A 25,964-nucleotide genomic window follows, 5' to 3' on the forward strand; every position below is an offset into this window, starting at 1 on the left:
TCAACCGCGCCCGCCGCTTGCCCGTCCGCTACGAACGCCGCGCCGACATCTACGAGGCCTTCACGTTCCTGCAGGCAAGCCTCATCACCCTCCGCCAGATCAGGCGGTTCTGTTAGGCGCTCTAAATATCGACACCGAAGATTTGGTTGGCGCGCTGAAGGAGTACGATGCCGCGCATGTCGCTTCGCAAGAAGCGCTGACGACAATTCGCGAAAACACCGCCAGTCGCGCTGGTTCCTCGATGCCCGCCGCCTCAACCCGCCAGGACGACATCATCGCCCAACTCGAACGCGAACTTGAGTCGTCGTCTGGCTCGTTCGCGTCCCGCCGCGCCGCGATGCGCTCGACGTCCGCCTGAACCACCTACAGGACAGAGACATGTCGGACCTTTCCCTCTTCATCCCCCTGACCAAGGTCGATACCGAGCAGCGCCTGGTCTATGGCGTCGCCACGGCCGAGACCAAGGACAGGTCCGGCGAGGTCTGCGACTACACCTCGACCAAGCCCTATTACGAGAAGTGGTCGGGAGGCATCCACAAGGCCACCGACGGCAAGAGCTTCGGCAACTTGCGGGCGATGCACGGCAAGGTCGCGGCCGGCAAGGTCACGGCGCTCGCCTTCAACGACGACGCCCGGCAGATCGAGGTCTGCGCCAAGGTGGTCGACGACGCCGAGTGGGCGAAGGTGTTGGAGGGCGTCTACACCGGCTTCTCGCAGGGCGGCGCCTACGTGAAGCGCTGGAAGGGCGAGGATGGCGTGATGCGCTACACCGCCGACCCGAGCGAGATCAGCCTCGTCGATCTGCCCTGCCTGCCCTCCGCCACGTTCCAAGTCCTGAAGGCCGACGGCGCCGCCGAGACCAAGCATTTCGCGCCCGCGGTTACGGTGACGCCGCCCGCGCCCAGCAACGCCGAGGTGGTCGCCCGGGCCGAGGTGCTGGCGAAGGCCGCCGGCCAGGCGGGCAAGCCCGGCGACTTCATCGCGCCGGCGCGGGTCGCGCTGGAGGCCGAGGCCGCCGCGGTGGCGCTGGCGAAGGCGGGCGTGCCCGAGACTCAGGAACCGCCCGCCGTCGAGCCGGGGCCGGACTATGCCGGCGTCGAGCAGGTCTGGAAGGCCAAGGACGTCACCACCTTCGCCAAGAAGGCCGACGCTCTCGCGCACAACACCCGCGCGGACGCCGAGGCGGCCGTGAAGGCCATCACCGGCCCGGCGCTCGAAGCTCTGGCGGACCTGACCAAGCAGGCCGGCGGTGCGCCGGACGACGGGACCGCCAAGGAGCCGGCCGGCAAGCCGGCTCGGACGGCGAAGAAGAAGACCCGCATTGCCGAGAAGGCCGCCGCCTCCGACCTCGAGAAGAGCTTGTACGGCGTGTCGCGGCTCGCCAGCCTGCTCTCCGAGGTGCGGGATCTCGGCAACAGCTTCGCGTTCGACGCGGCCTATTCCGGCGAGCCTTCCACCCTCGCGGTCCAGGCCAAGGCCTGGGCCCGGCAGGGCATGACCCTCCTCGCCTCGATGGTGAAGGAGGAAATGGACGACCTGTCCGACGGCGTCGAGGGCGCCGCCATGGCGCTCGCCGCCGGCAAGCTGTCCGATGACGCCTGGGGCGCTCTCCGCAAGGCCGTGCCGGCGGAGAGCGCGGGCGGCAAGGCGCTCGCGAAGGTGGGCGCCCGCAACAGCAAGTCGGATGCCGAGAAGATCCAGGGCGTGCACGATCACGCCGTGGCGCTCGGCGCAACCTGCGGGGCCGAGAAGGTGGCGGGCGGCGATCTGGCGAAGGGCGCGGACATCGTCGAGGTCGTGCGGGCCGAACTCGCCAAGGTCACCGGCGAGCGCGACGCGCTCCAGAAGGCCGTCACCGATCAGATCATGCCGGCGATCGCCACGTTGCAGAAGATGATCGGCGATCAGCCGGTACCGCGCCACCTCGTCGGTCGGGCCATCACCAAGGGCGCGGAGGGCGGCTCGGAGCCGGTCGGCGACGACCAAGCCGTACAAATCCTCGCGAAGATGACCCCGGAGGAGCGCGCCACCCTGATGATCAAGGTGGCGCAGCAAAACCCCCAGCAGCTTCTCCCGGCGACGCGCTGACGCGCCGGGGCTGAACATCGAGGCCGAGCCGCCCGGGGACGGGCCGGCCTCGCGCCTCACCCGCCGGGCCCGAAGGCCCACCCCTCACGACGTCCGCACCGCCGCGGCCCGGGAACGGGCCGTGCGCGCCCGCGGCCGTGCCTCTCGATCCGGATCACGCTCTCATGTTCCAGGACAATCCCGCTGCCGCCCTGGAGGCCCTGAAGAAGGCCCAGGCGATCCCGCTCAACGACCCGATCCTCGCGCAGCTCGGCCTGACCAAGGCGACCTTCTCGCAGGGCGTCTCGCCGACCTCTGGCCTCACCTTCTACGACTTGGAAGCCAAGACCAAATAGAAATCGTCAGATTTGTCAAAGACTTGGGCCGCCTTTGAGCGGCCCTTTTGCGTTTTCCGACATGCCCGCACTTCCCGAGCAAATACAGGAACTTACGCGAAGCACGCGCCAGCCCGCGCGACTTGCTCGCGACATGAAACGCGACATCCGTTGAGAGGCCGAAATGACCGACGAACCCCAGGCTGAGGGCCTGATTCTCTACGGCGTGAAGGCCATCGCGCGCTTCCTCGGAATCCGGGACCGGCAGGCGCTCCACCTGATCGAGCAGGGCCGGTTGCCGGTGTTCCGGTCCGGTCGCAACGTCTGCGCGGTCCGGGAGGATGTGAAGGCGTGGGCCGCCGAGCAGGCCGCAGCCGCCCGCCGGAAACCCGGCGCCGCCGGCTGACCCCGTCCGGACCGCCACGCCGGCCCAGGACGGCCGCCGGGCCGGTCTTGCCGCCCAAGACTACCGCCAACCCCCGAAACGCCGCCAGCGGGCCGCCCGGCCCGCCCGCAGGCCTGTGCGAGTGATCCCATGACCGTGACGGTGGCCCGGGTGCCCAAGAGCGCCCGCGAGGAAGTGCGCGTGTCGCTGCGCGAGATGGACGGCGTGCGGCTCGTCGAGATGCGGGTGTGGGAGGTGAGGGACGGGCAGGCCGCGCGGACCGGCAAGTTCGTCCTGCTGCCTGCGCGCCATGCCCCGGACCTCGCCGAGGCGATCATGAAGGCGGTGCGCTTCGCCATGGTCGGGGACGCCCTCCGGCCATGAGCACCCTGACACGGGCCGGGCGCCGCCGCCTGAGGCAGCTGTCGCCCGAGGCCGAGCGCGCCACGGACGGCGACCGGCGCTTCTTCGAGCGCCGGCCGGACCGGCGGCACCGCCTGCGCCGCGCCTCGCACGCCGAGGTGGAGCAGATGGCGATCGTCGCCGGCGGGGCCGCGGCGCCGCCCGGAGCCGGATGGTTCGTCGTCGTGCGGTTCGTCGCGCCGGGCGCGCGGCTGCGTGGCTTCGTCCTCGGCCCGCTCGGGCTCACCGGCAAGGAGCTGCCCGAGGACGAGGCCGGCCGGCTCTGGGCGCTCTACGCCGCCCGCAACCCGCACGTCGCGCAATTGGAGCACGACATGTCCGCCGCCGTCGCCGGCGCCGGGAGCCGCGGGGGCGGGGCATGACGGCGCCGGTCCTCCCGGCCGCGCTCGCCCCCCTGGCGGCCGAGCGGCGGTGGCTCGTGTGGCGGTGGGAGCCGTCGGCCCGGGGCCGGCGGACCAAGGTGCCGTATCAGGCCGCCGCGCCCGCCCGGAAGGCCAGCAGCACCGATCCGCGCACCTGGGGCGACTTCGCCACCGCCGCCCGCGCCGTCGCGGACGGCCGGGCGGACGGCGTCGGCTTCGCCCTCCTGGACAGCGGGATCGCCGCCTTCGACCTGGACCGGTGCCGCGATCCCGGGACCGGCCGCGTCGCCGCCTGGGCCCTCGACCTCGTGGAGCGCGCCGGCTCCTACGTCGAGGTCACGGTGAGCGGCGAGGGCCTGCGCATCGTCGGGCGGGCGGGCGGCCCGAAGATCCACCGCAAGCAGAGGATCGCCGGCGAGGCCGCGGGCGAGCTGGAGACCTATCGCCGCGCCGAGCGCTACATCGTGGTCACCGGGGATCCGCTCGAGGAATCGGCCGCGGCCCTCGCCGACCTCGACGCGCTGATGGACGAGACCGTCGCGCGGCTCGACGCGGAGCGCGACGCGGCCCGGCGGGCGGAGCGCGAGCGCCGGCGGGGCGCGGCCGACCCGCCCGGACGCAACCACGGCGCGGAGGAGGGCGGCCGCGGCCGCCCCTACGGCGACGAGCTGGCCGGCCTGATCCGCGACGGCGTGCCCGAGGGCGCACGCTCGGAGCAGTTCCATCATGTCGTCGGCTGGCTGAAGCAGCTCGGGTGGGGCGTCCCGGAGATCGAGGCCGAATTGGCGGCGCACCCGGACGGCATCGCGGCCAAGTACCGGGGGCGGCTGCGGCAGGAGATCGAACGCTCGTGGGCCCGGACGGAGGAGCCGCGCCGGCGCGGAGGCGATGGCCGGGAGGGGGGCGGGACGGGGGATCCGCGCGCCGGGGAGCCGCCGCCGATCGCGCTCCACTGGCACGGCGAGGCCGACCCGGACGCGGACCGGGCGTGGCTGGTGAAGAACCTCGTCTACGAGCGCGGCCGCGGCCTGACGGCGGGCCAGTGGGGCACCGGCAAGACCTTCGCGGCCCTCGACCTCAGCGCGTCCGTGATGACCGGGGAGCGGTTCGCCGGCCGGAAGGTGATGCGGACGGGCGGCGTGCTGTTCATCGCACCTGAAGGGGCGTTCGAGATCCCGGTCCGGCTGCGCGGGCTCGTGGAGGGCAAGCTGCGGGGCGTCGCCGCGCAGCGCGCCGCCGCCGGCGTCCCGCCGCCGGACCTCGACGCGCTGCCCTTCGCCTGGATCGAGGAATGCCCGCCGCTCGCCAGGCGCGGCGCGGTGCACCGGCTCATCGCCGCCGCCCATGCCTCCGCCGACGCGATGCACGAGCGCTTCGGCGTGGAGCTCGTCCTGGTGATCCTCGACACGGTGGCGGCCGGTGCCGGGTTCGAGGACGAGAACTCCGCCGCCGAGACGCAGCGCGTGATGGACGCGATGGGCGAACTCAGCCGGGCGACCGGCGCGTTCGTGATGGGCGTCGACCACTTCGGCAAGCTGGTGGAGACCGGCACCCGCGGATCGTCCGCCAAGGAGGTGGGCGCCGACGTGGTGCTTGCCCTCCTGGCGACCCGGACGGAGGCCGGCGAGGTGAGCAACACCCGCATGGCCGTGCGCAAGGTCCGCGGCGCGCCGGCCGGCTACGAGATCCCGTTCGAGCTGCAGGTCGTCCCGGTCGGCGAGGACGGCGACGGCGAGCCGGTCACAACCTGCGTCGTCCAGTGGAAGCTCGGCGCCGGGGCCGAGCCGCGGCCGGCTGCCGTCCGGGAGCGGTGGCCGCAATCGTTGCGCATCTTCCGGACGGCCCTGTCCGTCGCGCTCGTGGAGCACGGCGCCCTGGTGCGCCCGTTCGGCGCGGGCGGGCCGGAGGTGCGCGCCGTGAAGGAGACCGCGCTGCGGTGGGAGTTCCTGCGCGCCTATCCGGCCGGCGGCGAGGACGAGGCCAAGCGCACCGAGGCGAAGCGCAAGGCCTTCGCCCGGGCGCTCCGGACGGCCCTCGACAAGGGGCTCGTGGCCGCCCGGGAGATCGGCGGCGTCGATCACCTCTGGACGGTCGGGGAGCCGGACGGACGGGACGCGTGACGCCTCCCGGACAACGGACAAACCGGACAGGATCCTTAGAGATCCTGTCCTGTCCGTCCGGTTTGTCCGGTCGGGCCGGACAGGGCGGACATCCGGGACATTCGTCCGGTCCGTCCCGTTTGTCCGGCCTGTCCGGGGGAGGGCAGCGGGCCGACGTCGGACGTCGGACACAGCCGTTCCCGCCCCTCGGCCGCGCACGCGTCGCGGCCCTCGCGAGCGCTTGCGGGGCCTTTCGCAGTATGTCACGCATTGCTCACCCCTCGGTGAGCATGACGTGAGGCAGCATGGCGGCCGGCAAGTTCGTCACCTACGCCCGCGTCTCGACGGCGCGGCAGGGCCGTTCGGGGCTCGGCCTCGACGCGCAGCGCGAGGCGGTGCGCGCCTACCTCAACGGCGGGCGCTGGACGGTCGTCGGCGAGTTCGTCGAGGTGGAGAGCGGGCGCCGGGCGGACCGGCCGGAGCTGGCGCGGGCGGTCGCGGCCTGCCGGCTCTACGGCGCCCGCCTGATCGTCGCGAAGCTGGACCGGCTGTCGCGCGACCCGGGCTTCCTGCGCGACCTGGAGCGCTCGGGCGTCGACTTCGTCGCCGCGGACATGCCGGACGCCAACCGCCTCACGGTGGGCGTGATGGCGCTCGTCGCCGAGCACGAGCGCGAGGCGATCTCCGCCCGCACGAAGGCCGCCCTGGCGGCCGCCAAGGCGCGGGGCGTGACGATGGGGGGGCTTCCGCGGCCGGCGCTTCAGCGAGGCCGACCACGCCGCGGCGGGCGCGGCGCGCCGGGCGAAGGGCGCGGCGCAGGCCGCCCGCGTCGCCCCCGCCATCGCCGAGCTGCGCGCCTCCGGCGTCGCGTCGCTGAATGGCCTCGCGCAGGGCCTCACCGCCCGCGGAATCCCGACCGCGGCGGGCGGCGCGACGTGGAAAGCGCAGCAGGTCTCGCGCGTCCTGCGCCATCTGCCTTGAACCGCACGGAATTCGAGCACATCATGCGGCCGTCGCTCCCAAGCGGCATGCCGTAGGCGCCACCGGCGCGCGGGCTCCCTTACCTCTCGAGGTCGAGCCCCGTCGCCCATGCCCGAACCCGCCCTCCGCCTCGTCCCGCGCGACGACACCGCCGACCTGCGCGAGCGCCGCGCCACCCTCGCCCGCGCCCTCGCCGACGCGCAGGCCGCCGCCGCCAGCGTCCGGAGCGCCGAGGGCGAGGAACGGGGCCTCCTCGCCGCCCTGGAGGCCCTGAACCTCGAACACACCGACCGCATCCGCCAGTGGGCGCGCGAGGGCGCCAAGGGCGAGATGCCCGGCCAGGACGTGGGGGAGGCGACCCGGCTCGGCGACCGCCTCCGGGCCGCGCAGGCGCAGGCCACGGCCGCCCGCGGCGCGCTCGCCGACCTCGACGGGGAGCAGGTCCGCCTCTCGGCCGAGCTGGCGCGGATCGACGCCGCGCTCTTCGACCGCGCGCTCGCCGACGCCCACGCCTCGGTCGCCGGCCTCGTCGAGAAGGCCCGGGCGCGCGTCGCCGAGGCCGAGGCCCACGTCGCGGAGGCCTTCGGGCTCGCGGCCATGCTCCAGGCCCGCGGGCAGACGCTCCAGGGCACCGGCCACACCGACGAGGCCCGGCGCTTCTTCACCCTCGCCACCGCCGCCTACGGCCTCGTCCCGAGCCTCGCCGTCGAGCCGACGACCGCCGCGGTGCAGGAGCAGGCCGCCGCGTGGCGCGCCCGCCTCGCCGGGACGACGGGAGGCGTGCTGTGAGGGACGGCGATGCCGCGGTCCTGGCGGCGCTCGCCAGCCTGCACGACGCCTTCGTGACCATGGTGCCGCACTGCGAGAAGATCGACGGCGCCTTCGCCGCCGCCGCCCGCGCCGCGCCGGCCCTCGCCAAGGCCTGCGGCCTCCCGGGCGCGGAGCCCCTGGCGCCGTCGATCCGGCAATGCGCCGACACCCTCGCGGCGATGCGCCTGCTGCTGACGCCGCCCGCCAACAGCCGCGCCGTCGAGATGAGCGGCGTCCGCGCGGTGACGAAGGGCCACGAGGACAGGCGCGACGGGCCGGGCACTCCCACGGACGCCGCCGCCTACCTCGCCGGCCTGGACCCCGAGGCCCGCGCCACCCTGCTCGCGAAGCTCGCCACCGGAGAGACGCCGTGACCCCGTTCGACAAGCTCCACCGCGGCGGCCCCGTCGCCAAGAAGGCCAAGGTCCGGCCGCCCGCGCCGCTGGCCGCCCCGCCGGTGCCCGACCACCTCGCCCACCGCGCGGCGCTCGCCAAGCGCGCCCTGTCCGAGCACCCGCCCGGCAGCCCGGGCCGCGCCGCGGCGGTGCGGGAGGCCGAGGCGGTCGGCGGCGACCTGCGGAAGCTCGCCGGCGAGCGGGAGGCGGAGGCCTGCTTCAAGGCCGCCTTCGCCAACCCGAAGAAGATGGGGGCCGGGCTGTGAACGCGCTCACCCCTCCCGCCGTCGCCCCGGGCGTGCAGGTGCAGACGCCCTACGGCGCCAAGAGCTTCCTCTGGCTGGAGCGCGTGGACGGCCAGCCGATCGGCGCGCTCACGCTGTCCGACCCGTGGCTGCCGACCTACTCGGCCGACGGCCTGCGGGTGAGGGTCGAGGCGGCCAACGCCGGCCCGCTCACCTCGGCGGGCTTCCACGTCGCGGCCGTGCAGGCGGGCTGACGCATGCCCCGCAAGCCGCCGGGCCCGAGGACGCCGCGGTGCCAGGTCTGCGCCCATCCGGAGCGCGGCCGGATCGAGGCGGCGAAGGCGGCCGGGGCCGGCTTCTCGGCCGTCGCCGAGAAGTTCGGCGTCGACCGCTTCGCGCTGACGCGGCACTGGAACAACCACGTCAGCGCGGAGGCCAAGACCGCCTACCTCGCCGGCCCGGCCACCATCCAGGCGCTGCGCGAGCGCGCGATCGAGGAGGACGCCTCCACCCTCGACTACCTCAGGATCCTGCGCAGCACCCTCGTGGGGCAACTCGTGATCTGCGCCGAGACGGGAGACGCCGGCCGGGTCGCCTACCTCGGGAGCAAGGTGCTGGAGGTGTTGCAGGAGATCGGCAAGCTGACGGGCGAGATCCGGCGGCTGAACCCCGGCATCACCATCACCAACACCGTCGTCACCCTGTTCGAGACGCCGGGCTTCGTCGCCTTCGCGGACGGCCTCTTGCGCGTCGCCCGCGACCACCCGGAGGCGAAGGCCGACATCCTGGCGCTGCTGCGGCAGATGGAGGCCGGGCCCGCACCGGAGCCGCCGACGATCGAGGGCACGGTCCATGCAGCCTGACGCGCGCGAGGCCTTCCGGCGGCTGCGCACCGCGCTCGAGGCGCAGGTGAGCTTCAGCCCCGCGCAACAGGCCGCGGTCGACCTCGTGGAGGGCCCGGCCCGGCACACCTGCCTCGTGGGCGGCACCCGCTCGGGCAAGACGTTCATCCTGGTCCGGCACGTCGCCGGCCGGGCGCTGGCCTTCCCCGGCAGCCGTCACGCCGTCCTGCGCTTCCGCGCCAACGCCGCGCGCTCGTCGGTCGCCCTCGACACGCTGCCGGCCGTGCTGCGCAAGTGCTACCCGGACGCGCGGGTGGAGGAGCGCCGCAACGACGGGTTCTTCCAGTTCGACAACGGCTCGCAGATCTGGATCGGCGGCCTCGACGACAAGGACAGGGTGGAGAAGATCCTCGGGCAGGAATACGCCACCATCCTGCTCAACGAGGCCTCGCAGATCCCCTACGCCTCCGCCCTGGTGGCGCTGACGCGCCTCGCGCAGACCGTGCCCGGCTGCCGGCAGAAGCTCCTCGTCGACCTCAACCCCGGCCCGAAGAGCCACTGGACGAACCAGCTCTTCGGCGAGCACCGCGACCCCGTCACCCGCCAGCCGCTCCCCAATCCGGACGACTACACGCGGGCCTTCCTCAACCCGCGCGACAACCGGGCCCATCTCTCGCCCGAGTACCTGGCGGCCCTCGCGGCGATGCCGCTGCGCCAGCGTCAGCGGTTCTACGAAGGCGTCTACGTCGAGGACGCGGAGGGCGCGCTGTGGCGCCAGGACCTCATCGAGGCGAACCGCGTCGCCGCCGACCGCCTGCCGGCGATGAGCCGCGTCGTGGTGGCGATCGACCCGGCGGTGTCGTCCTCCGAGACCTCGGACGAGACTGGCCTCGTGGTCGCCGGCCGCGGCACCGACGGCCACGGCTACCTGCTGGAGGACGCGAGCGGCAAGCACACGCCGACCGAGTGGGCGCGCAAGGCCGTCGCCCTCTATCACCGCTGGCGGGCGGACCGGATCGTCGCCGAGGTGAACCAGGGCGGCGCCATGGTCGAGGCCACGGTCCGGGCCGTCGACCCGAACGCCGCCTTCAAGGGCGTTCACGCCAGCCGCGGCAAGGTCACCCGGGCCGAGCCGATCTCGGCGCTGGCGGAGCGCGGGCGCATCCACCACGTCGGCGCGGTCTATCCCGAGCTGGAAGAGCAGCTGACCGGCTACGCGCCGGGCTCGACGAAGTCGCCCGACCGGCTCGACGCCTACGTGTGGGCCTTCACTGAATTGCTCGACGTGGCGGACGGCACCGGCATCATCGAGTTCTACCGGCAGGAGGCCGAGCGGGCCGCCGCCGGCGCGCCGGACCCCGCGGCCGGGCACGGCTGGACGATGCCGGGGATGGGCGGCGGGCCGGCGCCCGGCGTGCGCCTGCGGGTGCCGGAGGGGCACACGGTCACGACGCTGTCGGGGGCGCCCGTGGTGGTGGAGGCGGACGGCACGGCGCTGTTCGCCGAGGCGGACAGCGTCCCGCTCCGGCAGCTCGGGTGGGAGATCGTGGCGGCAGAGGCGGGGAGGACGGTGACCGACGACGTCCAGGCCGGATCCGGCGACGCCTGATGCACTCCCGCGCCGCCATCCACGAGGCCGGGCACGCCGTCGCGGCGGTGCAGCTGGGGCTCATGCTGGCTCATGTCAGCATCGTCCCCGACCGCGACGCCGCCGCGCACGTGGCGCTCGCCACCTCCGAGGGCGTCTCACCCAAGAAGCTCAGCATCTACGGGCTGGCGGGCGGTTGCGCCGAGCGCGCCGCGTTCGGCGGCCCCAGCCGGGGGCAGACCTCGGACCTCGCGGGCGTGAACAGGATCCTCCGGAAGATCGCGCCCGGGGAGGCGGAATTCGGCACCCTGTTCACGATCGCCCGGGACGAGGCCGAGGCCCTGGTGGCGCGGAACCGATTCGCCATCGGCATCGTCGCCCGCGCCCTCGACCGGGAACTGTGGATCGACGGGCGCGAGGTGCCGCCGATGCTGTGGCGGGCCGGGGTGGCGCCGGAGTTCGTGAAGGGGCTGCCGGGGCGGTGAGGCGCACGGGCGAGAGCCTACCTTCTGGCACGGTGATAGCGCTGGAGGAGCCGCAGCACGCCTCTGCCACGTTGATTGCGATATCCAAAATCATTGATTGATGGCCCATCCCGTCAATGAGCATTGACAGTATCAACGGGAGCTGGCACCTTACCCTTATGCCGCAGTGGCGAAACGGTAGACGCGCCGGTCTTCCAAACCGGTTCTCCCCCGAGAGTACGGGTTCGAATCCCGTCTGCGGTACGAAGCAGCTTCGTTCGGAGATCATGTATGGCGAGCAGAAAGAATGAGGAGATGAAACAGAGGCTGCTCCAAGAGCGCGATATGCTCCTCCGGAAGAAAGAAGCGATCGAAAACCAGATAGCCGGCATTGAGCGAGCTATCGCCTTGATCAGCGAGGATGGCGATGTTGAAGCACCGCCGTCCCAAGGGCGTCGAGTTGCAACAAAGGGCATAGTGCTGGATCTACTCAGCGATGTCGGTACGACCGGCCTCAATGCACAGTCCGCTGTCGACATGGCTGCCAACAGAGGCATCGATCTAGACAAGGCATCCGTTTCTTCCCTGCTAAGCAGGTTGAAGAAGGATGAGGTTGTCGTCTATGATGGCGATCGGTATCGCCTCAAAAAGTTTGCGGACCTGTCCTTTCGTGCCGGGCCGCAGCACGCGGCGCACCCGCGAATGACACCGCTTTTCGATGTCCCATCTGCCGAAGACGATAATAATAGTTTCGGCAAGGCTGCGATTTTCAACTAAATTGGCCCGCGAACGAAAGAAGCGCCCCGAAGGGCGCTTCTTTTTTGCGGGGATTCCAACTCCCGCTCGAAACGAAGACGCATCGCTTGCGCGATCTCCCCCGAGAGATGTGCTGCTTCGTTCGATATTCATATTGGGATTTTGCGAGCTGTCCGCCAGTTTTTTCTGCCGCGCAATCCACAGGGCATCAAGGCAGCAATGATGGTTGTCGCTCCACGAGCTGGCGCGGCGCTTGACCGATATTGTTAATCAATCGTACCGCGCTGTTGCCGGCATGCTCGTCGACGTCGTAGGTAACGCCACTGCCACCCTGGCGGAGCTGAGCTCCTAAATGGCGTCGGAGCTCATAGGCGTGCCTACTCCCCCGAAGCGGCGTGCCGGTGGGGCTCCGAGGGCGTGGCGCGGCCGTACTTCTGGTCGAACTTCCACGACGACCAGCGGAGGTAGCCGTAGCCGCCGCCGGCCGCGATGACCGCAACGGCGACGAGGTAGATGGTGCTCGTGCCATCCATGGCTTCACTCCTCGCTTCGCATCTCAAACCGCAGAGCGGCCTGACCCACACCATGTAGGCAAAGACCGATGAAAAACCAAACGGGCTGGTATTCGTGAACGAAGGCGTCCATCCCCTTCACTGCGGGAATGATAGCGGCGGCGCCGATCACGACCCCTGACAAGGTATTCATCCATGACGCGAAAGCTTTTACGCCCTCGTTGTGGCGCTTCGCTTCAAATTTCTGTAGAGGAGTCAAGGTTCCGGGCGGTGGAGCGCCACCGATACCTCCTCCGCCACCTCCACGTGCTCGTGGGCCACCAGGAGGCCTCGAAGCGGGCGATTTGCTGTAGACGGCTGGGGTACCGGATCCGAAACTTGGACGCACGGCCCGCCTAGGCGAACTAGCCATCACGACCGATGCCCATCAAGGGGCCGCCGGATGATCGAATAACTAATCCTCGCGACAAATGTCTGCGGGCTGCCCATGACATCGACAACTAAATTCATTATGTAAACATTATCATTGTCGCTTGCAATTATATTGTCCGTTATCGCGACAGGATCTCCATCCAGCCAAGGCCTGACGAACTTCAACAGAAATGGGGTCCCATTTATAATGTCGATCGTCGGACTGCGATCTTCATTTATTTGAACAGCAAAAGAGAATTTATATGAAGGATCTTCAGGAATAGGGGCGAGCGTAATTTCCGCCCCACCTTTCAAGATGATACTTTCCGAGGCTATGAACTCGTCTTTGCCCACAAGTGCAAAAGGAACGCTCATCCGCTAGGCCCCGCATGCCGCGGGATCGCGGCCTCACCCTACGCAAAGACGACGACCCCGCCGCCTTGCCGGGCGCGGGGTTCTCGTGTCATGCTGAAAATGTAGCGTCAGAACTACCGCGGTGGGCCCTTGCCGGGGCTAGCACCGCATCCTGTGACGGAAGCCAATCACCTTGCCGGGTGAGACGCCCCGTAAGCGACGTGCTCACCTCCCGGTGAGCCCGACCGGCTCACTATGCCGGGAGTGCCGCAGCACTGGCAAGGGGAAACTCGTGCCAGCGATACAACAGCTCTTCGGGGTGAAGGCTGTGGCGCACGTTCTCACAGGCGTGTTCTGACCCTCCCGGCGCCAGTGCCGTTCGCTGGAAGACATGATCGGACGCCCGTCAGAAGGCGCGAGATCCCGGCCGTCAGAAGCCGGTGTCGCACTGTGAGAGAACGACCCTATGGGTTTCCAACATATCGCCGCTCAAGGCAGTGGCATGATCCGCCCTGTCTGTGCGGAACAGCAGCCCGTGTCTTCCGGTCTGACCCCTAAACAGGCGCCCGGTGATCTCCGCGTCGGCTTGAGCCGCAACCTCGATGCCGGCGGCAGCGCCCCCGACCTCGCCGCGCAGATGGAGGTGGAGCGCGACCGCGTCCGCACCCTGCGCCGGGCCATCGCTGACCGGATCGAAGCGGATCTCGCCATCCTCGACGCGCTCCACGGCCACACGGCCCCAGGGGAAGGCGACGGCATCGCGGCCATCATCGGCGAGAGCGAATCGCTGCGCCTCCTCCTCGCCGCGCCCCACGCCGGCCGGGAGGGCAGGGCATGACGGCGTCGCCCGAATGCGATCCGTCCGTCCGGCCCCACCCCCGGGACGCCGTCCGGGAGGCGGAGGCCCGCCGGCTGGCCCTGCGCGACCGCTTCGAGGCCCTGTTCGCCGAGTGGCTGCGCAACCGGGCCAGCGCGATCGGCGACTTCGACGGCGCGGACATCCCCGCCTCGCACACCGAGCGGGAGACCGAGCTGGCGCGCCTCATCGCGACCACGCCCGCCCCGTCCCCGTGGATGGTCTTCCGCAAGCTCGAGGTGCTGGCGCACTACCTCGGCGACGAGGGCGTCCGCTGGGCCGACCGGCGCGAGGTCGTGATGCTCGCCGGCATCCGGGCCGACCTCCTGCGCCTCGGCGTCGGGGAGGCGGGGCGGTGAGGGGGCTCGGCGTCCTCCGTGCCCGCTGGCTGATGTGGCGGGCCGGCCGCGACTTCGCGGCGGCCGCCCGGCACCGCGAGATCGCGGCGACCCGCATCGCGCTGGGCGCCGCCCGCCTCGACGCGGCCGAGGCCATCCTCGCCAAGGCCGGCCGCCTCCGCGCGGCCTGACATCCCGGCCCGGCCGCCCTGGCGGTCGCCATGCGCCCGGCCGGGCCTCTCTGTCCGATCCAGAGGGGAAACCCATGTCCCGATTCGTCACCGTCCCCTTCCACGGGGACACGCTCTTCGCCGTCGAGCGCGAGGACGGCGTCCACGTCGCGATCAAGCCCATCTCCGACCGGCTCAAGCTCGACTGGTCGGCGCAGCTGCGGCGCACGAAGCGCGATACGCTCCTGGCGCAGGGGATGGCCATGGTGACCATCCCTTCGCCCGGCGGGCCGCAGGAGGCGACGTGCCTGCCGCTCCGCCTCCTGCCGGGCTGGCTGTTCGGCATCGGCGCCAACCAGGTCAAGCCGGAGGCCCGGGAGGCGGTGCTGTCCTACCAGGCCGAGTGCCACGAGGTGCTCTTCCGCCACTTCTTCGGCCGGGAGGGGGAGGGCGGCACCATGCCAGCCGAGGCGCTGCCCGCCCGCGAGGACACCGTCAGCGTGCGCCGCAGCCTCGTGACCGAGGCCCGGCAGACCTTCGGCACCCGCGCCGCCGGCAGCCTGTGGTTCGCCCTCGGCCTGCCCGTCGTGCCCGAGATGCGCGGCACGCCGCCGGACCTCTTCACCTACACCGCCGTCCGCCAGGACGCGCCCGCGCAGGGCGACGCCTCGCGGTCGACGTCGCGCTGAACTCCGGAGGATCACGAGATGACCGAGAGACAGGAACCCGCCGGGCTGAGCGAGGACCGCGATCGCCGGCAGCGTATCGGCCTCACGGGGCCGCAGGCGCGACACCTCGCGGACGAGCGCACGATCCAGGCCTTCGAGACCGCCAACGCGACATGCGCCCGCCGCACGGACCCCGCAGCACCGCTCGCTGACCGGGAGGGTCGCTGACATGGCCAGCGTCCGCCAGCTCACCAAACCGAACCGCGAGGGCAAGCGCCCCTGGGTCGTCGAGTACACCGACGCGACCGGCAAGCGCAGGAGGGCCACCCCGCCGACTGGCCTGAAAAAGGACGCGGACAAGCTGCGTCAGAAGATCGAAGAGAACATCAACAACGGCACCCACACGCCGGCGGGGGATACACGGAGTTTCCGCGCGGTGGCCGAGCTGTTCATTCGACACTACGAGGACCGCGTGAAGGCCGGGCAGACGAGCCGGAGCCGGCAGGAGCTGATCGCGAGCGTGGTCAGCAAGCACCTCATCGGCAACCTCGGCGCCCGGGCCTACGCCGACCTGAGCTTCAAGGATGTCGAGGCGTGCCACCGTACGATGCGCGAGGCCGGGCTGTCGCACCTGACCGCGCGCCAGTACATGCTCATCGGCAAGCAGATCGACGACTTCGCGATGCGCCGCGGCTACACCAAGTCGTCGATGTTCTCGGTCTTTACGAAAGAGCTACGGGGGATCTCGAAGCCGAAAGTGCGGGTCTTCACCGTAGAGGACATCAGGCGCATCCTCGCGGCAGCCAACGTCCGGCTGCCGCGCTACCGGCATCACCCGTTCCTGCTGCTCCGCTGCACGGTCCATCTCGCGGTGTTCTGCGGCCTGCGCTTCGGCGAGATCATGGGGCTGACCCGTGAGAACGTCGATTTCGTCAACGGCGTCATCCGCGTCCGGCACAGCCTCACGAAGGACGACGTGCTGAAGGCGCCGAAGACGGCTGCGGGCGTCCGCGACGTACCGTTGCCGCATCACGTCGCCTATCTCATCCAGAACTGGATGGACGTCCACCGACGCCAGGAGCCCCGGGGGCTGATCTTCCGGATGCTGGACGGCGCCATGATCGAGCACACGAACCACCGTGACCTCTGGCTCGGCCTCCTGGAGCGGGCGGGCGTCAGCTGCGATGTCGGCGCCGATCGGGACGTGTTCCACTTCCACGCTCTGCGCCACTTCAACGCCAGCCTCCTCGTGCAGATGGGCATGCCGGTGACCGACGTGGCGCAGATGCTCGGCCATGAGAAGTTCGACACGACCTTGCAGACCTACGCCCACCCCATGGTCGGGGCGGTCCGGCGCCACGAGGCGTTCGAGCAGATGGCCCGGCTCTTCCAGGGCGTGGACGCGACAGAAACGCGACTTATCGACTTAACACCCTGAAATCGTAGTTATTTTAGTTCTACGACCTGGAGCTCGGGGCGAAGTCGCTCTACCCGGTCCTGACCCCGCTGCGGAACCTGATCCCGCGCGTGTCCGGCAAGGGCGGGATCCAGGCCGCCTGGCGGGCCATCACCGGCATCAACGTGTCGGGAATGCGCATCGGCGTGTCGGGCGGCAACCGCGGCGGCGTGCAGATCGTCGCGACCGCCGACTACACCGCCTCCTACAAGGGCATCGGCATCGAGTCGAACGTCGACTTCGAGGCGCAGTACGCCGCGCAAGGATTCGACGACGTGCGCGCCATCGCGGCCCGCACCGGCCTCCAGAGCCTGATGCTCGGCGAGGAAGCGATGATCCTGGGTGGCAACACCTCCCTCGCGCTGGGCACCACGCCGACCCCGACCCTCTCGGCCTCGTCCGCCGGCGGCAGTCTCGCCAACGGCACCCTGTCGGTGATCTGCGTCGCGCTCTCGCTCGACGGCGTGATCAACGGCTCGCTCGCCGGCGGCATCCAGTCGACCATCACCCGCACCAACGCGGACGGCTCGACCGACATCTTCGGCGGCGGCGCGGCGGCGAAGTCCGCGGCGGCCACGGTCTCGGTCACCGGCCCCACCGGCTCGGCCGCGGCCTCGGTCGCGGCGGTGCCCGGCGCGCTCGGCTACGCCTGGTTCTGGGGCACGGCCGGCGCCGAGGTACTGGGCGCCATCACCCCGATCAACTCGGTCGTCGTCACGGGTGCCGCCGCGGGGACGCAGACCGCCGCCTCGCTCGGCGCTTCGGACCGCTCGACCAACGCGCTCGCCTTCGACGGCCTGCTCACCCAGGCGCTCAAGGCGGGGTCGGGCGCGACGATCGTCACGATGCCGTCCGGCACCCCGGGCGTCGGCACCCCGCTCACCGCCGACGGTGCGGGCGGGATCGTCGAGATCGATGCCGTCCTCAAGCAGATGTGGGATCTCTACCGGCTGAGCCCCGACACGATCTGGGTCAACAGCCAGGAGGGGCTCAACCTCTCGCGCAAGATCCTGCAGGGCTCGGCCAACAGCGCCTTCAAGTTCGAGTTCTCCGCCACCCAGGACGCGCTCGGCGGCGGCATCATGATCCGGAAGTACCTCAACCGGTTCTCGATGCAGGGCGGCTCGGTCCTCGACATCCGCGTGCATCCAAACCTGCCGGCTGGCACCATCCTGTTCACCACGGCTGCGCTGCCGTACCCGATCAACAACATCAGCAACGTCGTGCAGATCCGCACGCGACAGGACTATTACCAGATCGAATGGCCGCTGCGCTCGCGCAAGTACGAGTACGGCGTCTACGCGGACGAGGTGCTGCAGCACTACTTTCCGCCCTCCATGGCGGTCCTGACCAACATCGGCAACGGCTGACCAGGCACCCTGGGGCAGCGACCGCGCTGCCCCATCCCGTGCTTCTCGCGAGGGCCCATTATGGCAATGAACTGGCGCATGTTCCCGCCCGTCGCGGTCCGGGAGCAGACCCGCATCGCCAACGGACGCACCTATTCCGGCGCGCCCGGCAGCGTCGTCACCGTGCCGGAGCAGGACGGGCAGATCCTCCAGGCGAACGGCTGGACCTCCATCGCGCCCTCCGGCCCGACGAGCGCCCGGCAGGCCGGCAAGGCCGGCATCTACGCCGCCCACCGCGGGGCGACCTTCTTCGACGAGACGCTGGGCAAGCTGATCGTGTTCGACGGTCAGACCTGGCGCGATCCCCTCAACGGCAACGCGGTCTGAGGAGGCCGAGATGATTACGATGCGCGCTCCCGCGGGGATGACGGGCTTCACTCACCAGGGCTTTCCCGTCGAGATCCGCGACGGCGTCGCCCAGGTCGACCCGCGCTTCCGCGGCGAGTTCGAGACACATGGCTTCCTGGTGGAGGGCGAGGCCGGCCCGGCGCTTCCTGCCGCCGGGGAGAACCCACCGCTGCGCCCGCTCGACCTGCGCAAGCAGGCCCTGATCGGGATGTTCTCCGACCGGCTCGACACCATGAGCGACGACGAGCTCGACGCGATGCTGGCCGATGCGCGCGCGGCGCAGAAGCGCGAGGAGGACGGCGCATCGGCCCTCGACCCGGCCGCGGTGACCGAGGCCGCCGTCGACGCGATGTCCCGGGCCGAGCTGTTCGCCTTCCTGAAGCTGAAGGGTGCGCCGGCCGTGCCTCCGATCACCAACGAGGCCCTGCGCGAGAAGGCGCGGGCGGCGCTGACAGCGATGACGGGCTAACCGCCGTGGCGCCCAATCCATCCGACCTCGTGCGGCTCGCCGACCTGCGCGCAACGCCGGACCCCGACACCGATCCGGTCCTGCAGCGGCTGATCACAGCCGTGAGCCGGACGATCCTCAGCACGATCAACAGGCCGGCGATCCTGCCGCGGTCCTACACCGAGACGCGCGAGGTCGGCCGCTCGGGCGTGCTGCTGGCGCAGTGGCCGGTGACCCGGGTCGACGCGGTCGACCTCGGCGGCATGGTCATGCATGCGCTCGAGCCCGGCTCGGGCCTGACCGCCGGCTACGCGGTCGATCCCGCCGACGTGGCGCCGCCGGGCCGGCCGCAGATGCTTCGGTTCGGCACCGGCACGCCGATCGGCTTCGGCTGCGCTCGCGCCACGGTGACCTATACGGCCGGCTATCAGGTTACGGCCGAGACGACGGTGGTGCCCCAGGGCGGCGCCGTCATGGCGCTCCAGCCCTACGGCGCCTGGGCGGGCGATGGCGGCGTGACCTATGCCGGCGGCCCCGCCCTGGCCCGCGTCGCATCCGCTCCGGCCAGCGGCCAGTACGCCGTCGATGGCGCGGGCGGCTACACCTTCGCGGCGGCGGATGCCGGCCGGCCGGTCGCGCTCACCTACGGCTACGTCCCGGCCGACCTCGCTTACGCGGCCCGGGAGTGGATCCTGGAGCGCCAGGCCTATGCCGAGCGCGTCGGGCTGCAATCCAAGAGCCTCGGCGGTCAGGAGACGGTCTCCTACCGCATCGCGGCCGTGCCGGACTTCGTCGCGCCGGTCCTGCAGCAATACGCCAGCGTGGTGCCGCCGTGCTGACCGAGATCCAGGTCGACGAGACCAAGGTCGTCGCCCGGTTCGAGCGGGTCGTCGGCGACGTGCTGCGCGAGATCCGCGCGGCCGTCGACATCGAGCGCCTGATCCTCGAGGCGCTGATCAAGCGCAAGCTCTCCGGCGAGGTGCTGAACGTCGTCACCGGTCGCTTGCGGCGCTCGGTCTTCTCCTACGTCGAGGTCGAGGACGACACGGTCTCGGGTGTGGTCGCGCAGTCCGGCGACGTAAAGTACGGCGCCCGCTGGGAGTTCGGCTTCACCGGCGACGAGGTCGTCAAGGCCCACGTGCGCACCATCACCCAGGCCTTCGGCCGGGCCATCGCGCCGCGCGAGGTCGAGGTGCAGCAATTCACACGCCACGTCGACCAGCCGGCCCGGCCGTTCATGCGCCCGAGCCTCGCCGAGCGGGCCGCGGCGATCGTGGCGCGCCTCAAGGGCGCCCTCGCGAAGGGGTTGGGTGGATGAGCCGCAACGCCGCCGTCGAGGCACTGAAGGTCGTCGTCGCGGGCGTCTGGGCCTGGAAGACACCGCCGTCGCGCCGCCTCAAGCTGTTCGCCGACGTGCCGGCCAAGGACCGGCCCTGTGCCTTCCTGCACGAGGGCGGGGACGAAACATACACCTGGCAGAGCGGCGCGATCCCACGGCGGCGCATCGAGGTGAAGGTCTTCGTCTACATCGACGCCCGTGACCCGAAGACTGTCGGCTCGATCATCCTCAACGACATCATGGACGCCTTCGACGCCAAGCTCGCCCCGAAGGGCGCCGACGCCATGCTCGGCCGCAATACGCTGGCCGGCACCCAGTACATGGCGCGCATCGCGGGCCGCCCGATCAAGGTCCCGGGCGATTTGGACGGCGACGGGCTGCTGATCGTGCCCGTCGAGATCGACCTTCCCTAAATCCAGGAGAACTTCATGACCGACCACGACGACGCCCCCGAGGCGACGGCGTCCGCTGCCATGTCCCCCGTCGCGGCGGAAGCGCCGGCTGGCGCCGTCACTGTCCCGGACAGCTCGGCCGCAGCGACCCCCGCCACAGCCCGCGGCGTCAGCGAGTCGACGACAGCGGAGGCCGTCGCGCTGTCGACGCTCCAGGGCAGCACTGCCGAGAAGATCGACCAGCTGCACCGCGAGATGTTCGCCGGCTCGGCGCTGGGCCACCACACCGGGCTCTGGAACCTCGTCCACGCCTTCAAGGAGCGCGTGAAGGCGCTCGTCGCCACGGCCTGATCCCCCGCCAACCCCACCCCCGAGGAGGTCCCCTTGTACAGCTTCGGCTCCGGCGTGCTGATCGGCACGCGCACCGACGTGCCCAACGCCACGCCGGTCAATTTCGGTCTCGTGCAGGAGGTCAGCATCGACGAATCGGCCAGCCTCAAGGAACTCTATGGCCAGTTCCAGCGCCCGGTCGCCATCGCCCGCGGCACGATCAAGACCACCGGCAAGGCCAAGGTCGCCCGGATCTCCGGTCTCGCCTTCGCCAGCCTCTATTACGGCGTCACGCCGGTGGCCGGGCAGGTGATGACGGCCTTCGGCGAGGCCGCCACCGTGCCGGCCGCCGCGCCCTACACCGTCACGGTGGCGAACGGCGCGAACTTCGTCGGGGATCAGGGCCCGATCTATGCCCTGACCGGGATGCCCCTGACCCGGGTCGCCTCGGCGCCCGCCGTGGGGCAGTACAGCCTGGGTGCTGGCGGCGTCTACACCTTCGCCTCGGCCGATTCGGGCAAGCCCCTCCTGCTGAACTATACTTACACGCTGGCCGGCAGCGGCCAGCGCTTCACGGTCACAAACCAGCTTCTTGGCACGACGCCGACCTTCGCCATACAATTCTACACCACGTTCCAGGGCCAATCAGTCAACGTGAACTACGCCAACTGCACGGCCTCGAAGCTCGGCTTCGGCACGAAGCTGGAGGATTTCACGATGCCCGAGTTCGATTTCAGCATGTTCGCGGATGCGGCGGGCAACGTCGCCACCTGGTCGTTCGGAGATGCCGCGTGACCGCGCCCGGCATGGCACCCCCGTCGCGGACTATCCGGCTCGGCGGGCACGAGTGGACGATCCGCCCGCTCACCCTCGCGCAGCTGGAGGAACTGGACCCTGTCGTCCAGTCCGGCCCAAGCACGGGCCCGACCACATACGGCGCGGCGGTGATCGCCGCCGGCCTGAGGCGCGACCATCCGGAGGATGCAGCCCTGGCCGACAGGCGTGAACTCGAGGCGACCGGCCCCGAGGTCGCCGCGGCCTCCTCCACCATCCTGCGCCTCGGCGGCTACCTGCCGGAGACGGCGCCGGGGGAAGCGCGCGCGGCGGAGAGCGCCGCGGGCTCGACTTCGGCTTCATCTACGGACGCCTCGCCACCGGCTGCGGCTACGCCCCCGGCGTGATCGCCGCGATGACGATCTGGGACGTGGAGCGGATCTTCGCCTACTGGCGGGTCGCGCCGCCCACGCACGAGCTTGTGGCTGCCTACCTCGGCTACAAGCCGCGGCCCGAGCCGGTGGCGGTCGCTGCTTCCGCCGACGATCCCAGCGGGATCGGCTCCATGATCTTGCAATTCCCCGATGGTCTGGTGAAGCCCAACTAAGTTGCTCTATTGCAGGGAAAGAATCGTCTCGACAAGAAGCACTCCGCCTGGTTGCGGTATAAATTGATGATTAACTTGCATTATTTGATAACTGCGTCCACCCCACGACACCCCCTGACCTGAAGCGAAGCTTCCATATGATTGCGTGATCGGCGGGAAATTCGCGATGATAGCTCCGTTGGCAATAGATATCATCCGCAGACCAAAAGACAGCATGCAAGCCTCCATTTCGACGCCGCACTCAGATCCGGCGACCGACTTCCATGCGGAATGCTGCATTCATCTAGGCAGCAAAGCAATTGTCGGCAGGCAAAATCGATATGACTGACGATATCCAGGTCCGCTTCGGCGGCGACGCCTCCGGCATCAGGGCAGCCGCGCAGCAAGCCAAGGCCGCCGTTCAGGACCAGGCGGTGGCGGCCCAGGCCGCCAACCTTGCCACGGCGCAGGCCCTGCGCGACCTCAGCGCCGAGATGCGGGCCAACCGCGACGCGATGCAGGCGCAGATCGCAGCCGCCCAGCAGACCGCTGCGGCGACGGCCCGCATCGCAGCGGCGACCCGCGAGGCGGGCGACTGGCAGACCGACCTCAAAGCCGCGCTCGAGCGGACGACGCTCGGCTATCTCGCGGTCAAGGTGGCGGCGCTCGACGCCTACGCCGCGCAATCGCTCTACGCCAGCGCCGCCGCGACCGTGACCGACCCGTTCCGCAACTATCGGGAGATCGCGAGCACGGCGGCATCGGCAGCGGCAGCCGTGCGCGAGTACTACACCTCGGCGGCCTACGCCGAGCGAGGGGACCGCCTGTTCGCCCAGGCCAACGACGGCCTGCGCGCGTCGATCGGCCAGACGTTCCTCAGCGTCGAGCAATTCGTCGAGCGGCTGCGCCTCTCCTCGTCGGAGATGGCCCGCGGCCAAGTGCTCGCCATCTCGGCGGCGGGCGGCCTCGAGCGGTTCCGCACCGCGCTCGGTCTGACCGACTCCGGCGCGAAGGACACGCTGATCCGGTTTACGGCGGAACTGGAACGCATCCCGGGCATCAGCCGGGAGGCCGCGGCCGGCATCGAGGTCATGCTGGCGACGGTGCCGAACTACTCGGTCGACACCAACGCCATTCTGGTCAACCTCCTCCAGACCATCTCGCGGACGGGCGACGAGGCGGTCGCGAACGCCCAAAAGATCAGCGCCGCCTTCAAAGACCAGGCCAATGGCGGCCGGATCCTTGGCGACCTGACGGCCGATCTGCGCAACCTCGAGGACATCCAGGTGCTGGCGCGCCGCATCGCGGCCTCGCTGACGCCGCAGCAGGCGGTCTCCTACTTCGACACGATCGAGGGCCGCCTGAGGAAGCAGGCCGAGCAGCAGGCGTTCATCGCGGAGGAGAACGACAAGGTGATCCGCCGGTATCCCCTGATCGGCAACGCGCTGGCGGACATCAACGAGCGTCTCTACGGGGCGCAGGCGGCGCAGCGGAGCCTCAACGAGGAAATCCGGGTCGCGACCCTGGAACTGCAGAACCAGCGGCGCGAGCGTGAGGGGATCGTCGCCGCTCAGCAGCGCGAGGTGGACACACAGAAGGCGATCAACTTCGAGAGCTCGCAGGCCGGACGGCTGCAGCAATCCGAGAAGGCCTCGGCGGCCCTGCGGGGTCGGCTGAACAACACCGAGGCGGCGAGCCGGATGACCCCGGCCGAGCGCGACCTGATGATCCGCACCGTCTACGGCGAGGCCGGAGGCGAGAGCGTGGAGGGCCAGGAGGCCGTCGCCAATGTCATCCGCAACCGGGTGCTCAGCGGTCGCTACGGCGGCAGCTACCAGGACGTCATCACGGCGCCGCGGCAGTTCTCGGCCTGGAACCCAGGCGACCCGGCCGGCGCCCGCGCCCGGGGCTTGAGCCCGGACAGCGACGAGTACCGGCGCACCGGCGAGATCGTCGACAAGGTCTACCTGACCGAGGCGGCCGACCCGACCAGGGGGGCCACGAACTACTACAACCCGAAGGCTGCCGATCCGGCCTGGGGCAGGACGCTCGGGAACGTCACCGACATCGGCAACCACCGGTTCGGCAACACGCCCGAGAGCCCGCCGGTCGGGGACGCCGCGCTGCAGGACGCGATCCGGCAGCGCCTCGAGGAGCAGGCCGATGTCCGCCGGCGGATCGTCGACGAGCAGCGCGGCGGCACCCGGGCCGACGTCGAATCGCTGGCGATCGCGCAGGAAGCGGTCGGCGCCGCGCGCAACCAGGTCGAGGAGGCCCGGCGCCTCGTCCAGGCGAGGAAGGACGACGCGCGGGCGGCCGAAGGCGGTACGCCGGCCGCACGCCTCGCCGCCGCCCGAGCCGTCGCCGAGGCCGAGCAGACCCTGCGCGACCGGCAACGGGCGCAGGACAAGGCGGATGTCGACCTGCGCGTCGTCGGCATGGAGACGTCGAGTGCGGAGCGCGTGCGCATCGTCAACGAGGAGATCACGAGCCGGCAAGCGGACTACGTCCGTGACTCTACCGAGTGGAAACGGCTCGAACTGGAGAAGACCAACAATCTGCGCGCGCAGGTCGCGGCCCGTAAGTCGGAGGATGAGGCCTTGCTGCGGGCCAAGGTCGCGCTCGAGACGGTCGGCTCGGACAACAGCGACCCGGACACCGCCAAGGCGCGGATCGCGATGCTCGACCTCCTGCTCGCCAAGGAGGAGGTGGACTCGCTCAGGTCCATCCAGCTGGCGCGGGAGAAGGCCGAGATCGTGACGGCGCTGGAGCGCGCCTCCGCCGCCGAGAAGGCCGCCGCGGAGGACACCGCCTACCAGAACGCCCGCCGCGTCCTCGATGACCGGATCAAGGACATCCGCGCCGAGGCGAGCGAGCGCCAGATCTCGTTCGAGGAGAGGCGGTCCCAGACCCTCGCGGTGCTCTCCGAGATCGAGACGCTCGAGCGCGGCCACCAGGAGCGCCTGAAGGCGATTTGGGGCGATGGCACCAGCCAGTACCGTCAGGCCAAGGCGCAGCTGTTGCAGCTCGACGGGCAATCCGCCACCCGCCGCGCCCAGGCCGAGCGCGAGGTCAACAAGGCGGTCTACCAGGACACGCGGCGCAGCTACGAGCAGATCGGCGCCACGCTGACCAGCAACGCCTTCGCGGTGCTGCAGGGCCAGCAGACCGTCGCCCAGGCCGCGCGTGCCACCGCGATGTCGATCGTCCAGAGCTACGTGCAGGCCAAGGTCCGGCTCGCCGCCGACTGGCTTGCCGGCGTCACCACCCACCAGGCCGGCGAGGCCGCCAAGACCGCCGCCACGGTCGCCGGCGTGACCACCCGCACGGGCGCCGAGGAGGCCGGGGCCGCGGCCTCGCTGGCCACGCAAGGAGGCGCGATGATCAAGAGCATCATGGCGAGCGCCGCCGAGACATTCGCGGGCATCTTCGGCTTCCTGTCGCCGCTGATGGGCCCGGCCGCGGTCGGACCGGCCGTCGCCGGGCAGGCCACGGTCGCGGCCGCGGCGGCGGCGATCCCGAGCTTCGCCGTCGGCGCGTGGTCGCTGCCCGGCGACACGCTGGCGAACGTGCACCGGGGCGAGATGATCGTGCCGGCCGCCGCCACGCCCTGGGCGCAGAGCCTGATGGCCCAGGCCGCCGGCGGCAAGGCCGGCTCCGCTCCGGCGGGTGGCGGCGACGTCCACTTCCACGTCTCGGCGATGGATGCGGCCGGGGTGCGGTCGTTCTTCCGCTCGAACGCCCGCCACATCATGGAGGCGATCAACGACGGCGTGCGCACCGGCTCCCATCTCGGCCTGTCCAAGCTGCGCAGCTGACCG

35 protein-coding genes, 1 tRNA gene and 1 pseudogene are annotated in these 25,964 nt (G+C 70.7%); 35 read left to right on the plus strand and 2 right to left on the minus strand.

What is annotated here, in order from left to right:
- The 18 genes and pseudogenes from FF100_RS33490 to FF100_RS33570 form a co-directional block, all read left to right on the plus strand.
- Positions 1-116: pseudogene (locus tag FF100_RS33490) on the plus strand (IS5/IS1182 family transposase); the annotation flags it as partial.
- Positions 117-142: 26 nt separating this feature from the next.
- On the plus strand, positions 143-358 hold the full coding sequence (locus FF100_RS33495; RefSeq protein WP_139040349.1) for a hypothetical protein: 216 nt from the start codon (positions 143-145) through the stop codon (positions 356-358).
- A 20-nt stretch (positions 359-378) separates the two neighbouring features.
- Positions 379-2,088, plus strand: coding sequence for a hypothetical protein (locus FF100_RS37650; RefSeq protein WP_205825129.1), 1,710 nt, complete (start codon positions 379-381; stop codon positions 2,086-2,088).
- 164 nt (positions 2,089-2,252) lie between these two features.
- A complete protein-coding gene (locus FF100_RS37415; protein ID WP_171070439.1) occupies positions 2,253-2,423 on the plus strand; it encodes a hypothetical protein in 171 nt (56 codons plus the stop codon).
- A gap of 163 nt (positions 2,424-2,586) precedes the next feature.
- The gene (locus FF100_RS33505; protein WP_139040350.1) at positions 2,587-2,808 is read left to right on the plus strand and encodes an excisionase family DNA-binding protein; all 222 of its coding nucleotides are present in this window, start codon (positions 2,587-2,589) and stop codon (positions 2,806-2,808) included.
- A 129-nt stretch (positions 2,809-2,937) separates the two neighbouring features.
- Positions 2,938-3,171, plus strand: coding sequence for a hypothetical protein (locus FF100_RS33510; protein WP_139040351.1), 234 nt, complete (start codon positions 2,938-2,940; stop codon positions 3,169-3,171).
- Positions 3,168-3,572 (plus strand): hypothetical protein, encoded by a 405-nt coding sequence (locus FF100_RS33515; RefSeq protein ID WP_139040352.1) that lies wholly within the window; start codon positions 3,168-3,170, stop codon positions 3,570-3,572. Before FF100_RS33510 ends, FF100_RS33515 begins: the two co-directional genes overlap by 4 nt.
- Positions 3,569-5,692: an AAA family ATPase gene (locus tag FF100_RS33520; protein WP_246102671.1), complete on the plus strand. Its 2,124-nt coding sequence runs from the start codon at positions 3,569-3,571 to the stop codon at positions 5,690-5,692. Before FF100_RS33515 ends, FF100_RS33520 begins: the two co-directional genes overlap by 4 nt.
- Before the next feature lie 284 nt (positions 5,693-5,976).
- The gene (locus tag FF100_RS37420; RefSeq protein WP_342779043.1) at positions 5,977-6,708 is read left to right on the plus strand and encodes a recombinase family protein; all 732 of its coding nucleotides are present in this window, start codon (positions 5,977-5,979) and stop codon (positions 6,706-6,708) included.
- 52 nt (positions 6,709-6,760) lie between these two features.
- On the plus strand, positions 6,761-7,441 hold the full coding sequence (locus FF100_RS33530; protein WP_139040353.1) for a hypothetical protein: 681 nt from the start codon (positions 6,761-6,763) through the stop codon (positions 7,439-7,441).
- Positions 7,438-7,836, plus strand: a complete 399-nt coding sequence (locus tag FF100_RS33535) for a hypothetical protein (RefSeq protein WP_139040354.1) — start codon at positions 7,438-7,440, stop codon at positions 7,834-7,836. Before FF100_RS33530 ends, FF100_RS33535 begins: the two co-directional genes overlap by 4 nt.
- A complete protein-coding gene (locus tag FF100_RS33540; RefSeq protein WP_139040355.1) occupies positions 7,833-8,123 on the plus strand; it encodes a hypothetical protein in 291 nt (96 codons plus the stop codon). The genes FF100_RS33535 and FF100_RS33540 overlap by 4 nt, the downstream gene beginning before the upstream one ends.
- Positions 8,120-8,356, plus strand: a complete 237-nt coding sequence (locus FF100_RS33545) for a hypothetical protein (RefSeq protein WP_139040356.1) — start codon at positions 8,120-8,122, stop codon at positions 8,354-8,356. The genes FF100_RS33540 and FF100_RS33545 overlap by 4 nt, the downstream gene beginning before the upstream one ends.
- 3 nt (positions 8,357-8,359) lie before the next feature.
- Entirely contained in the window at positions 8,360-8,965 is a 606-nt protein-coding gene (locus tag FF100_RS33550) for a hypothetical protein (protein ID WP_139040357.1), read from the plus strand.
- The gene (locus FF100_RS33555) at positions 8,955-10,553 is read left to right on the plus strand and encodes a phage terminase large subunit (RefSeq protein WP_246102673.1); all 1,599 of its coding nucleotides are present in this window, start codon (positions 8,955-8,957) and stop codon (positions 10,551-10,553) included. The genes FF100_RS33550 and FF100_RS33555 overlap by 11 nt, the downstream gene beginning before the upstream one ends.
- Positions 10,553-11,017 carry a hypothetical protein gene (locus tag FF100_RS33560; protein WP_139040358.1) on the plus strand — a complete coding sequence of 155 codons (465 nt, stop codon included), beginning with the start codon at positions 10,553-10,555 and terminating at the stop codon, positions 11,015-11,017. Before FF100_RS33555 ends, FF100_RS33560 begins: the two co-directional genes overlap by 1 nt.
- Before the next feature lie 160 nt (positions 11,018-11,177).
- A tRNA-Gly gene (locus FF100_RS33565) sits at positions 11,178-11,260 on the plus strand.
- A gap of 27 nt (positions 11,261-11,287) precedes the next feature.
- Positions 11,288-11,773 carry a hypothetical protein gene (locus FF100_RS33570; protein ID WP_139040359.1) on the plus strand — a complete coding sequence of 162 codons (486 nt, stop codon included), beginning with the start codon at positions 11,288-11,290 and terminating at the stop codon, positions 11,771-11,773.
- 356 nt (positions 11,774-12,129) lie between these two features.
- Here the strand turns inward: FF100_RS33570 and FF100_RS37425 are convergent, their stop codons facing one another.
- Both FF100_RS37425 and FF100_RS33575 read right to left on the minus strand, forming a co-directional pair.
- Complete coding sequence (locus FF100_RS37425) at positions 12,130-12,285, minus strand: hypothetical protein (RefSeq protein ID WP_171070440.1); 156 nt, start codon at positions 12,283-12,285, stop codon at positions 12,130-12,132.
- 390 nt (positions 12,286-12,675) lie between these two features.
- Entirely contained in the window at positions 12,676-13,050 is a 375-nt protein-coding gene (locus FF100_RS33575) for a hypothetical protein (RefSeq protein ID WP_139040360.1), read from the minus strand.
- 565 nt (positions 13,051-13,615) lie between these two features.
- Between FF100_RS33575 and FF100_RS33580 the strand changes: the two genes are divergently transcribed.
- From FF100_RS33580 to FF100_RS33655, 17 genes are all read left to right on the plus strand, one after another.
- Positions 13,616-13,867, plus strand: coding sequence for a hypothetical protein (locus FF100_RS33580; protein ID WP_139040361.1), 252 nt, complete (start codon positions 13,616-13,618; stop codon positions 13,865-13,867).
- Positions 13,864-14,244: a hypothetical protein gene (locus tag FF100_RS33585; RefSeq protein ID WP_139040362.1), complete on the plus strand. Its 381-nt coding sequence runs from the start codon at positions 13,864-13,866 to the stop codon at positions 14,242-14,244. Before FF100_RS33580 ends, FF100_RS33585 begins: the two co-directional genes overlap by 4 nt.
- Entirely contained in the window at positions 14,241-14,414 is a 174-nt protein-coding gene (locus FF100_RS37430; protein WP_171070442.1) for a hypothetical protein, read from the plus strand. Before FF100_RS33585 ends, FF100_RS37430 begins: the two co-directional genes overlap by 4 nt.
- Positions 14,415-14,488: 74 nt before the next feature.
- Entirely contained in the window at positions 14,489-15,082 is a 594-nt protein-coding gene (locus tag FF100_RS33590; protein ID WP_139040363.1) for a phage antirepressor N-terminal domain-containing protein, read from the plus strand.
- Between the two features lie 18 nt (positions 15,083-15,100).
- Complete coding sequence (locus FF100_RS33595; RefSeq protein WP_139040364.1) at positions 15,101-15,289, plus strand: hypothetical protein; 189 nt, start codon at positions 15,101-15,103, stop codon at positions 15,287-15,289.
- Between the two features lies 1 nt (position 15,290).
- Positions 15,291-16,499, plus strand: coding sequence for a tyrosine-type recombinase/integrase (locus FF100_RS33600; RefSeq protein WP_139040365.1), 1,209 nt, complete (start codon positions 15,291-15,293; stop codon positions 16,497-16,499).
- A gap of 89 nt (positions 16,500-16,588) precedes the next feature.
- Positions 16,589-17,887 (plus strand): hypothetical protein, encoded by a 1,299-nt coding sequence (locus FF100_RS33605; protein WP_246102676.1) that lies wholly within the window; start codon positions 16,589-16,591, stop codon positions 17,885-17,887.
- A 78-nt stretch (positions 17,888-17,965) separates the two neighbouring features.
- Positions 17,966-18,253, plus strand: coding sequence for a hypothetical protein (locus tag FF100_RS33610; RefSeq protein WP_139040366.1), 288 nt, complete (start codon positions 17,966-17,968; stop codon positions 18,251-18,253).
- Positions 18,254-18,272: 19 nt separating this feature from the next.
- Entirely contained in the window at positions 18,273-18,743 is a 471-nt protein-coding gene (locus FF100_RS33615) for a hypothetical protein (RefSeq protein ID WP_139040367.1), read from the plus strand.
- Between the two features lie 5 nt (positions 18,744-18,748).
- The gene (locus FF100_RS33620; RefSeq protein WP_139040368.1) at positions 18,749-19,561 is read left to right on the plus strand and encodes a hypothetical protein; all 813 of its coding nucleotides are present in this window, start codon (positions 18,749-18,751) and stop codon (positions 19,559-19,561) included.
- Entirely contained in the window at positions 19,555-20,040 is a 486-nt protein-coding gene (locus FF100_RS33625; RefSeq protein ID WP_139040369.1) for a hypothetical protein, read from the plus strand. Before FF100_RS33620 ends, FF100_RS33625 begins: the two co-directional genes overlap by 7 nt.
- Positions 20,037-20,474, plus strand: coding sequence for a hypothetical protein (locus FF100_RS33630; RefSeq protein ID WP_139040370.1), 438 nt, complete (start codon positions 20,037-20,039; stop codon positions 20,472-20,474). Before FF100_RS33625 ends, FF100_RS33630 begins: the two co-directional genes overlap by 4 nt.
- Positions 20,475-20,489: 15 nt before the next feature.
- Positions 20,490-20,804, plus strand: coding sequence for a hypothetical protein (locus tag FF100_RS33635; protein WP_139040371.1), 315 nt, complete (start codon positions 20,490-20,492; stop codon positions 20,802-20,804).
- A gap of 33 nt (positions 20,805-20,837) precedes the next feature.
- A complete protein-coding gene (locus FF100_RS33640; protein WP_139040372.1) occupies positions 20,838-21,578 on the plus strand; it encodes a hypothetical protein in 741 nt (246 codons plus the stop codon).
- Complete coding sequence (locus FF100_RS33645; RefSeq protein ID WP_205825131.1) at positions 21,575-21,964, plus strand: hypothetical protein; 390 nt, start codon at positions 21,575-21,577, stop codon at positions 21,962-21,964. The genes FF100_RS33640 and FF100_RS33645 overlap by 4 nt, the downstream gene beginning before the upstream one ends.
- A gap of 8 nt (positions 21,965-21,972) precedes the next feature.
- On the plus strand, positions 21,973-22,164 hold the full coding sequence (locus FF100_RS33650) for a hypothetical protein (RefSeq protein WP_139040373.1): 192 nt from the start codon (positions 21,973-21,975) through the stop codon (positions 22,162-22,164).
- Between the two features lie 320 nt (positions 22,165-22,484).
- The gene (locus FF100_RS33655; RefSeq protein ID WP_139040374.1) at positions 22,485-25,961 is read left to right on the plus strand and encodes a cell wall hydrolase; all 3,477 of its coding nucleotides are present in this window, start codon (positions 22,485-22,487) and stop codon (positions 25,959-25,961) included.
- Positions 25,962-25,964: the final 3 nt, after the last annotated feature.

The sequence above is a fragment of the Methylobacterium terricola genome, from assembly GCF_006151805.1.
Lineage (GTDB): Bacteria > Pseudomonadota > Alphaproteobacteria > Rhizobiales > Beijerinckiaceae > Methylobacterium > Methylobacterium terricola.

Bases quoted from the DNA above. Each gene is read 5' to 3' on its own strand.
- FF100_RS37650 (WP_205825129.1), top strand. From the start codon at position 379: ATGTCGGACCTTTCCCTCTTCATCCCCCTGACCAAGGTCGATACCGAG.
- FF100_RS37415 (WP_171070439.1), top strand. From the start codon at position 2,253: ATGTTCCAGGACAATCCCGCTGCCGCCCTGGAGGCCCTGAAGAAGGCC.
- FF100_RS33505 (WP_139040350.1), top strand. From the start codon at position 2,587: ATGACCGACGAACCCCAGGCTGAGGGCCTGATTCTCTACGGCGTGAAG.
- FF100_RS33510 (WP_139040351.1), top strand. From the start codon at position 2,938: ATGACCGTGACGGTGGCCCGGGTGCCCAAGAGCGCCCGCGAGGAAGTG.
- FF100_RS33515 (WP_139040352.1), top strand. From the start codon at position 3,168: ATGAGCACCCTGACACGGGCCGGGCGCCGCCGCCTGAGGCAGCTGTCG.
- FF100_RS33520 (WP_246102671.1), top strand. From the start codon at position 3,569: ATGACGGCGCCGGTCCTCCCGGCCGCGCTCGCCCCCCTGGCGGCCGAG.
- FF100_RS37420 (WP_342779043.1), top strand. From the start codon at position 5,977: ATGGCGGCCGGCAAGTTCGTCACCTACGCCCGCGTCTCGACGGCGCGG.
- FF100_RS33530 (WP_139040353.1), top strand. From the start codon at position 6,761: ATGCCCGAACCCGCCCTCCGCCTCGTCCCGCGCGACGACACCGCCGAC.
- FF100_RS33550 (WP_139040357.1), top strand. From the start codon at position 8,360: ATGCCCCGCAAGCCGCCGGGCCCGAGGACGCCGCGGTGCCAGGTCTGC.
- FF100_RS33555 (WP_246102673.1), top strand. From the start codon at position 8,955: ATGCAGCCTGACGCGCGCGAGGCCTTCCGGCGGCTGCGCACCGCGCTC.
- FF100_RS33560 (WP_139040358.1), top strand. From the start codon at position 10,553: ATGCACTCCCGCGCCGCCATCCACGAGGCCGGGCACGCCGTCGCGGCG.
- FF100_RS33570 (WP_139040359.1), top strand. From the start codon at position 11,288: ATGGCGAGCAGAAAGAATGAGGAGATGAAACAGAGGCTGCTCCAAGAG.
- FF100_RS37425 (WP_171070440.1), bottom strand. From the start codon at position 12,285: ATGGATGGCACGAGCACCATCTACCTCGTCGCCGTTGCGGTCATCGCG.
- FF100_RS33575 (WP_139040360.1), bottom strand. From the start codon at position 13,050: ATGAGCGTTCCTTTTGCACTTGTGGGCAAAGACGAGTTCATAGCCTCG.
- FF100_RS33585 (WP_139040362.1), top strand. From the start codon at position 13,864: ATGACGGCGTCGCCCGAATGCGATCCGTCCGTCCGGCCCCACCCCCGG.
- FF100_RS33590 (WP_139040363.1), top strand. From the start codon at position 14,489: ATGTCCCGATTCGTCACCGTCCCCTTCCACGGGGACACGCTCTTCGCC.
- FF100_RS33595 (WP_139040364.1), top strand. From the start codon at position 15,101: ATGACCGAGAGACAGGAACCCGCCGGGCTGAGCGAGGACCGCGATCGC.
- FF100_RS33600 (WP_139040365.1), top strand. From the start codon at position 15,291: ATGGCCAGCGTCCGCCAGCTCACCAAACCGAACCGCGAGGGCAAGCGC.
- FF100_RS33610 (WP_139040366.1), top strand. From the start codon at position 17,966: ATGTTCCCGCCCGTCGCGGTCCGGGAGCAGACCCGCATCGCCAACGGA.
- FF100_RS33615 (WP_139040367.1), top strand. From the start codon at position 18,273: ATGCGCGCTCCCGCGGGGATGACGGGCTTCACTCACCAGGGCTTTCCC.
- FF100_RS33630 (WP_139040370.1), top strand. From the start codon at position 20,037: ATGAGCCGCAACGCCGCCGTCGAGGCACTGAAGGTCGTCGTCGCGGGC.
- FF100_RS33635 (WP_139040371.1), top strand. From the start codon at position 20,490: ATGACCGACCACGACGACGCCCCCGAGGCGACGGCGTCCGCTGCCATG.
- FF100_RS33650 (WP_139040373.1), top strand. From the start codon at position 21,973: ATGACGATCTGGGACGTGGAGCGGATCTTCGCCTACTGGCGGGTCGCG.
- FF100_RS33655 (WP_139040374.1), top strand. From the start codon at position 22,485: ATGACTGACGATATCCAGGTCCGCTTCGGCGGCGACGCCTCCGGCATC.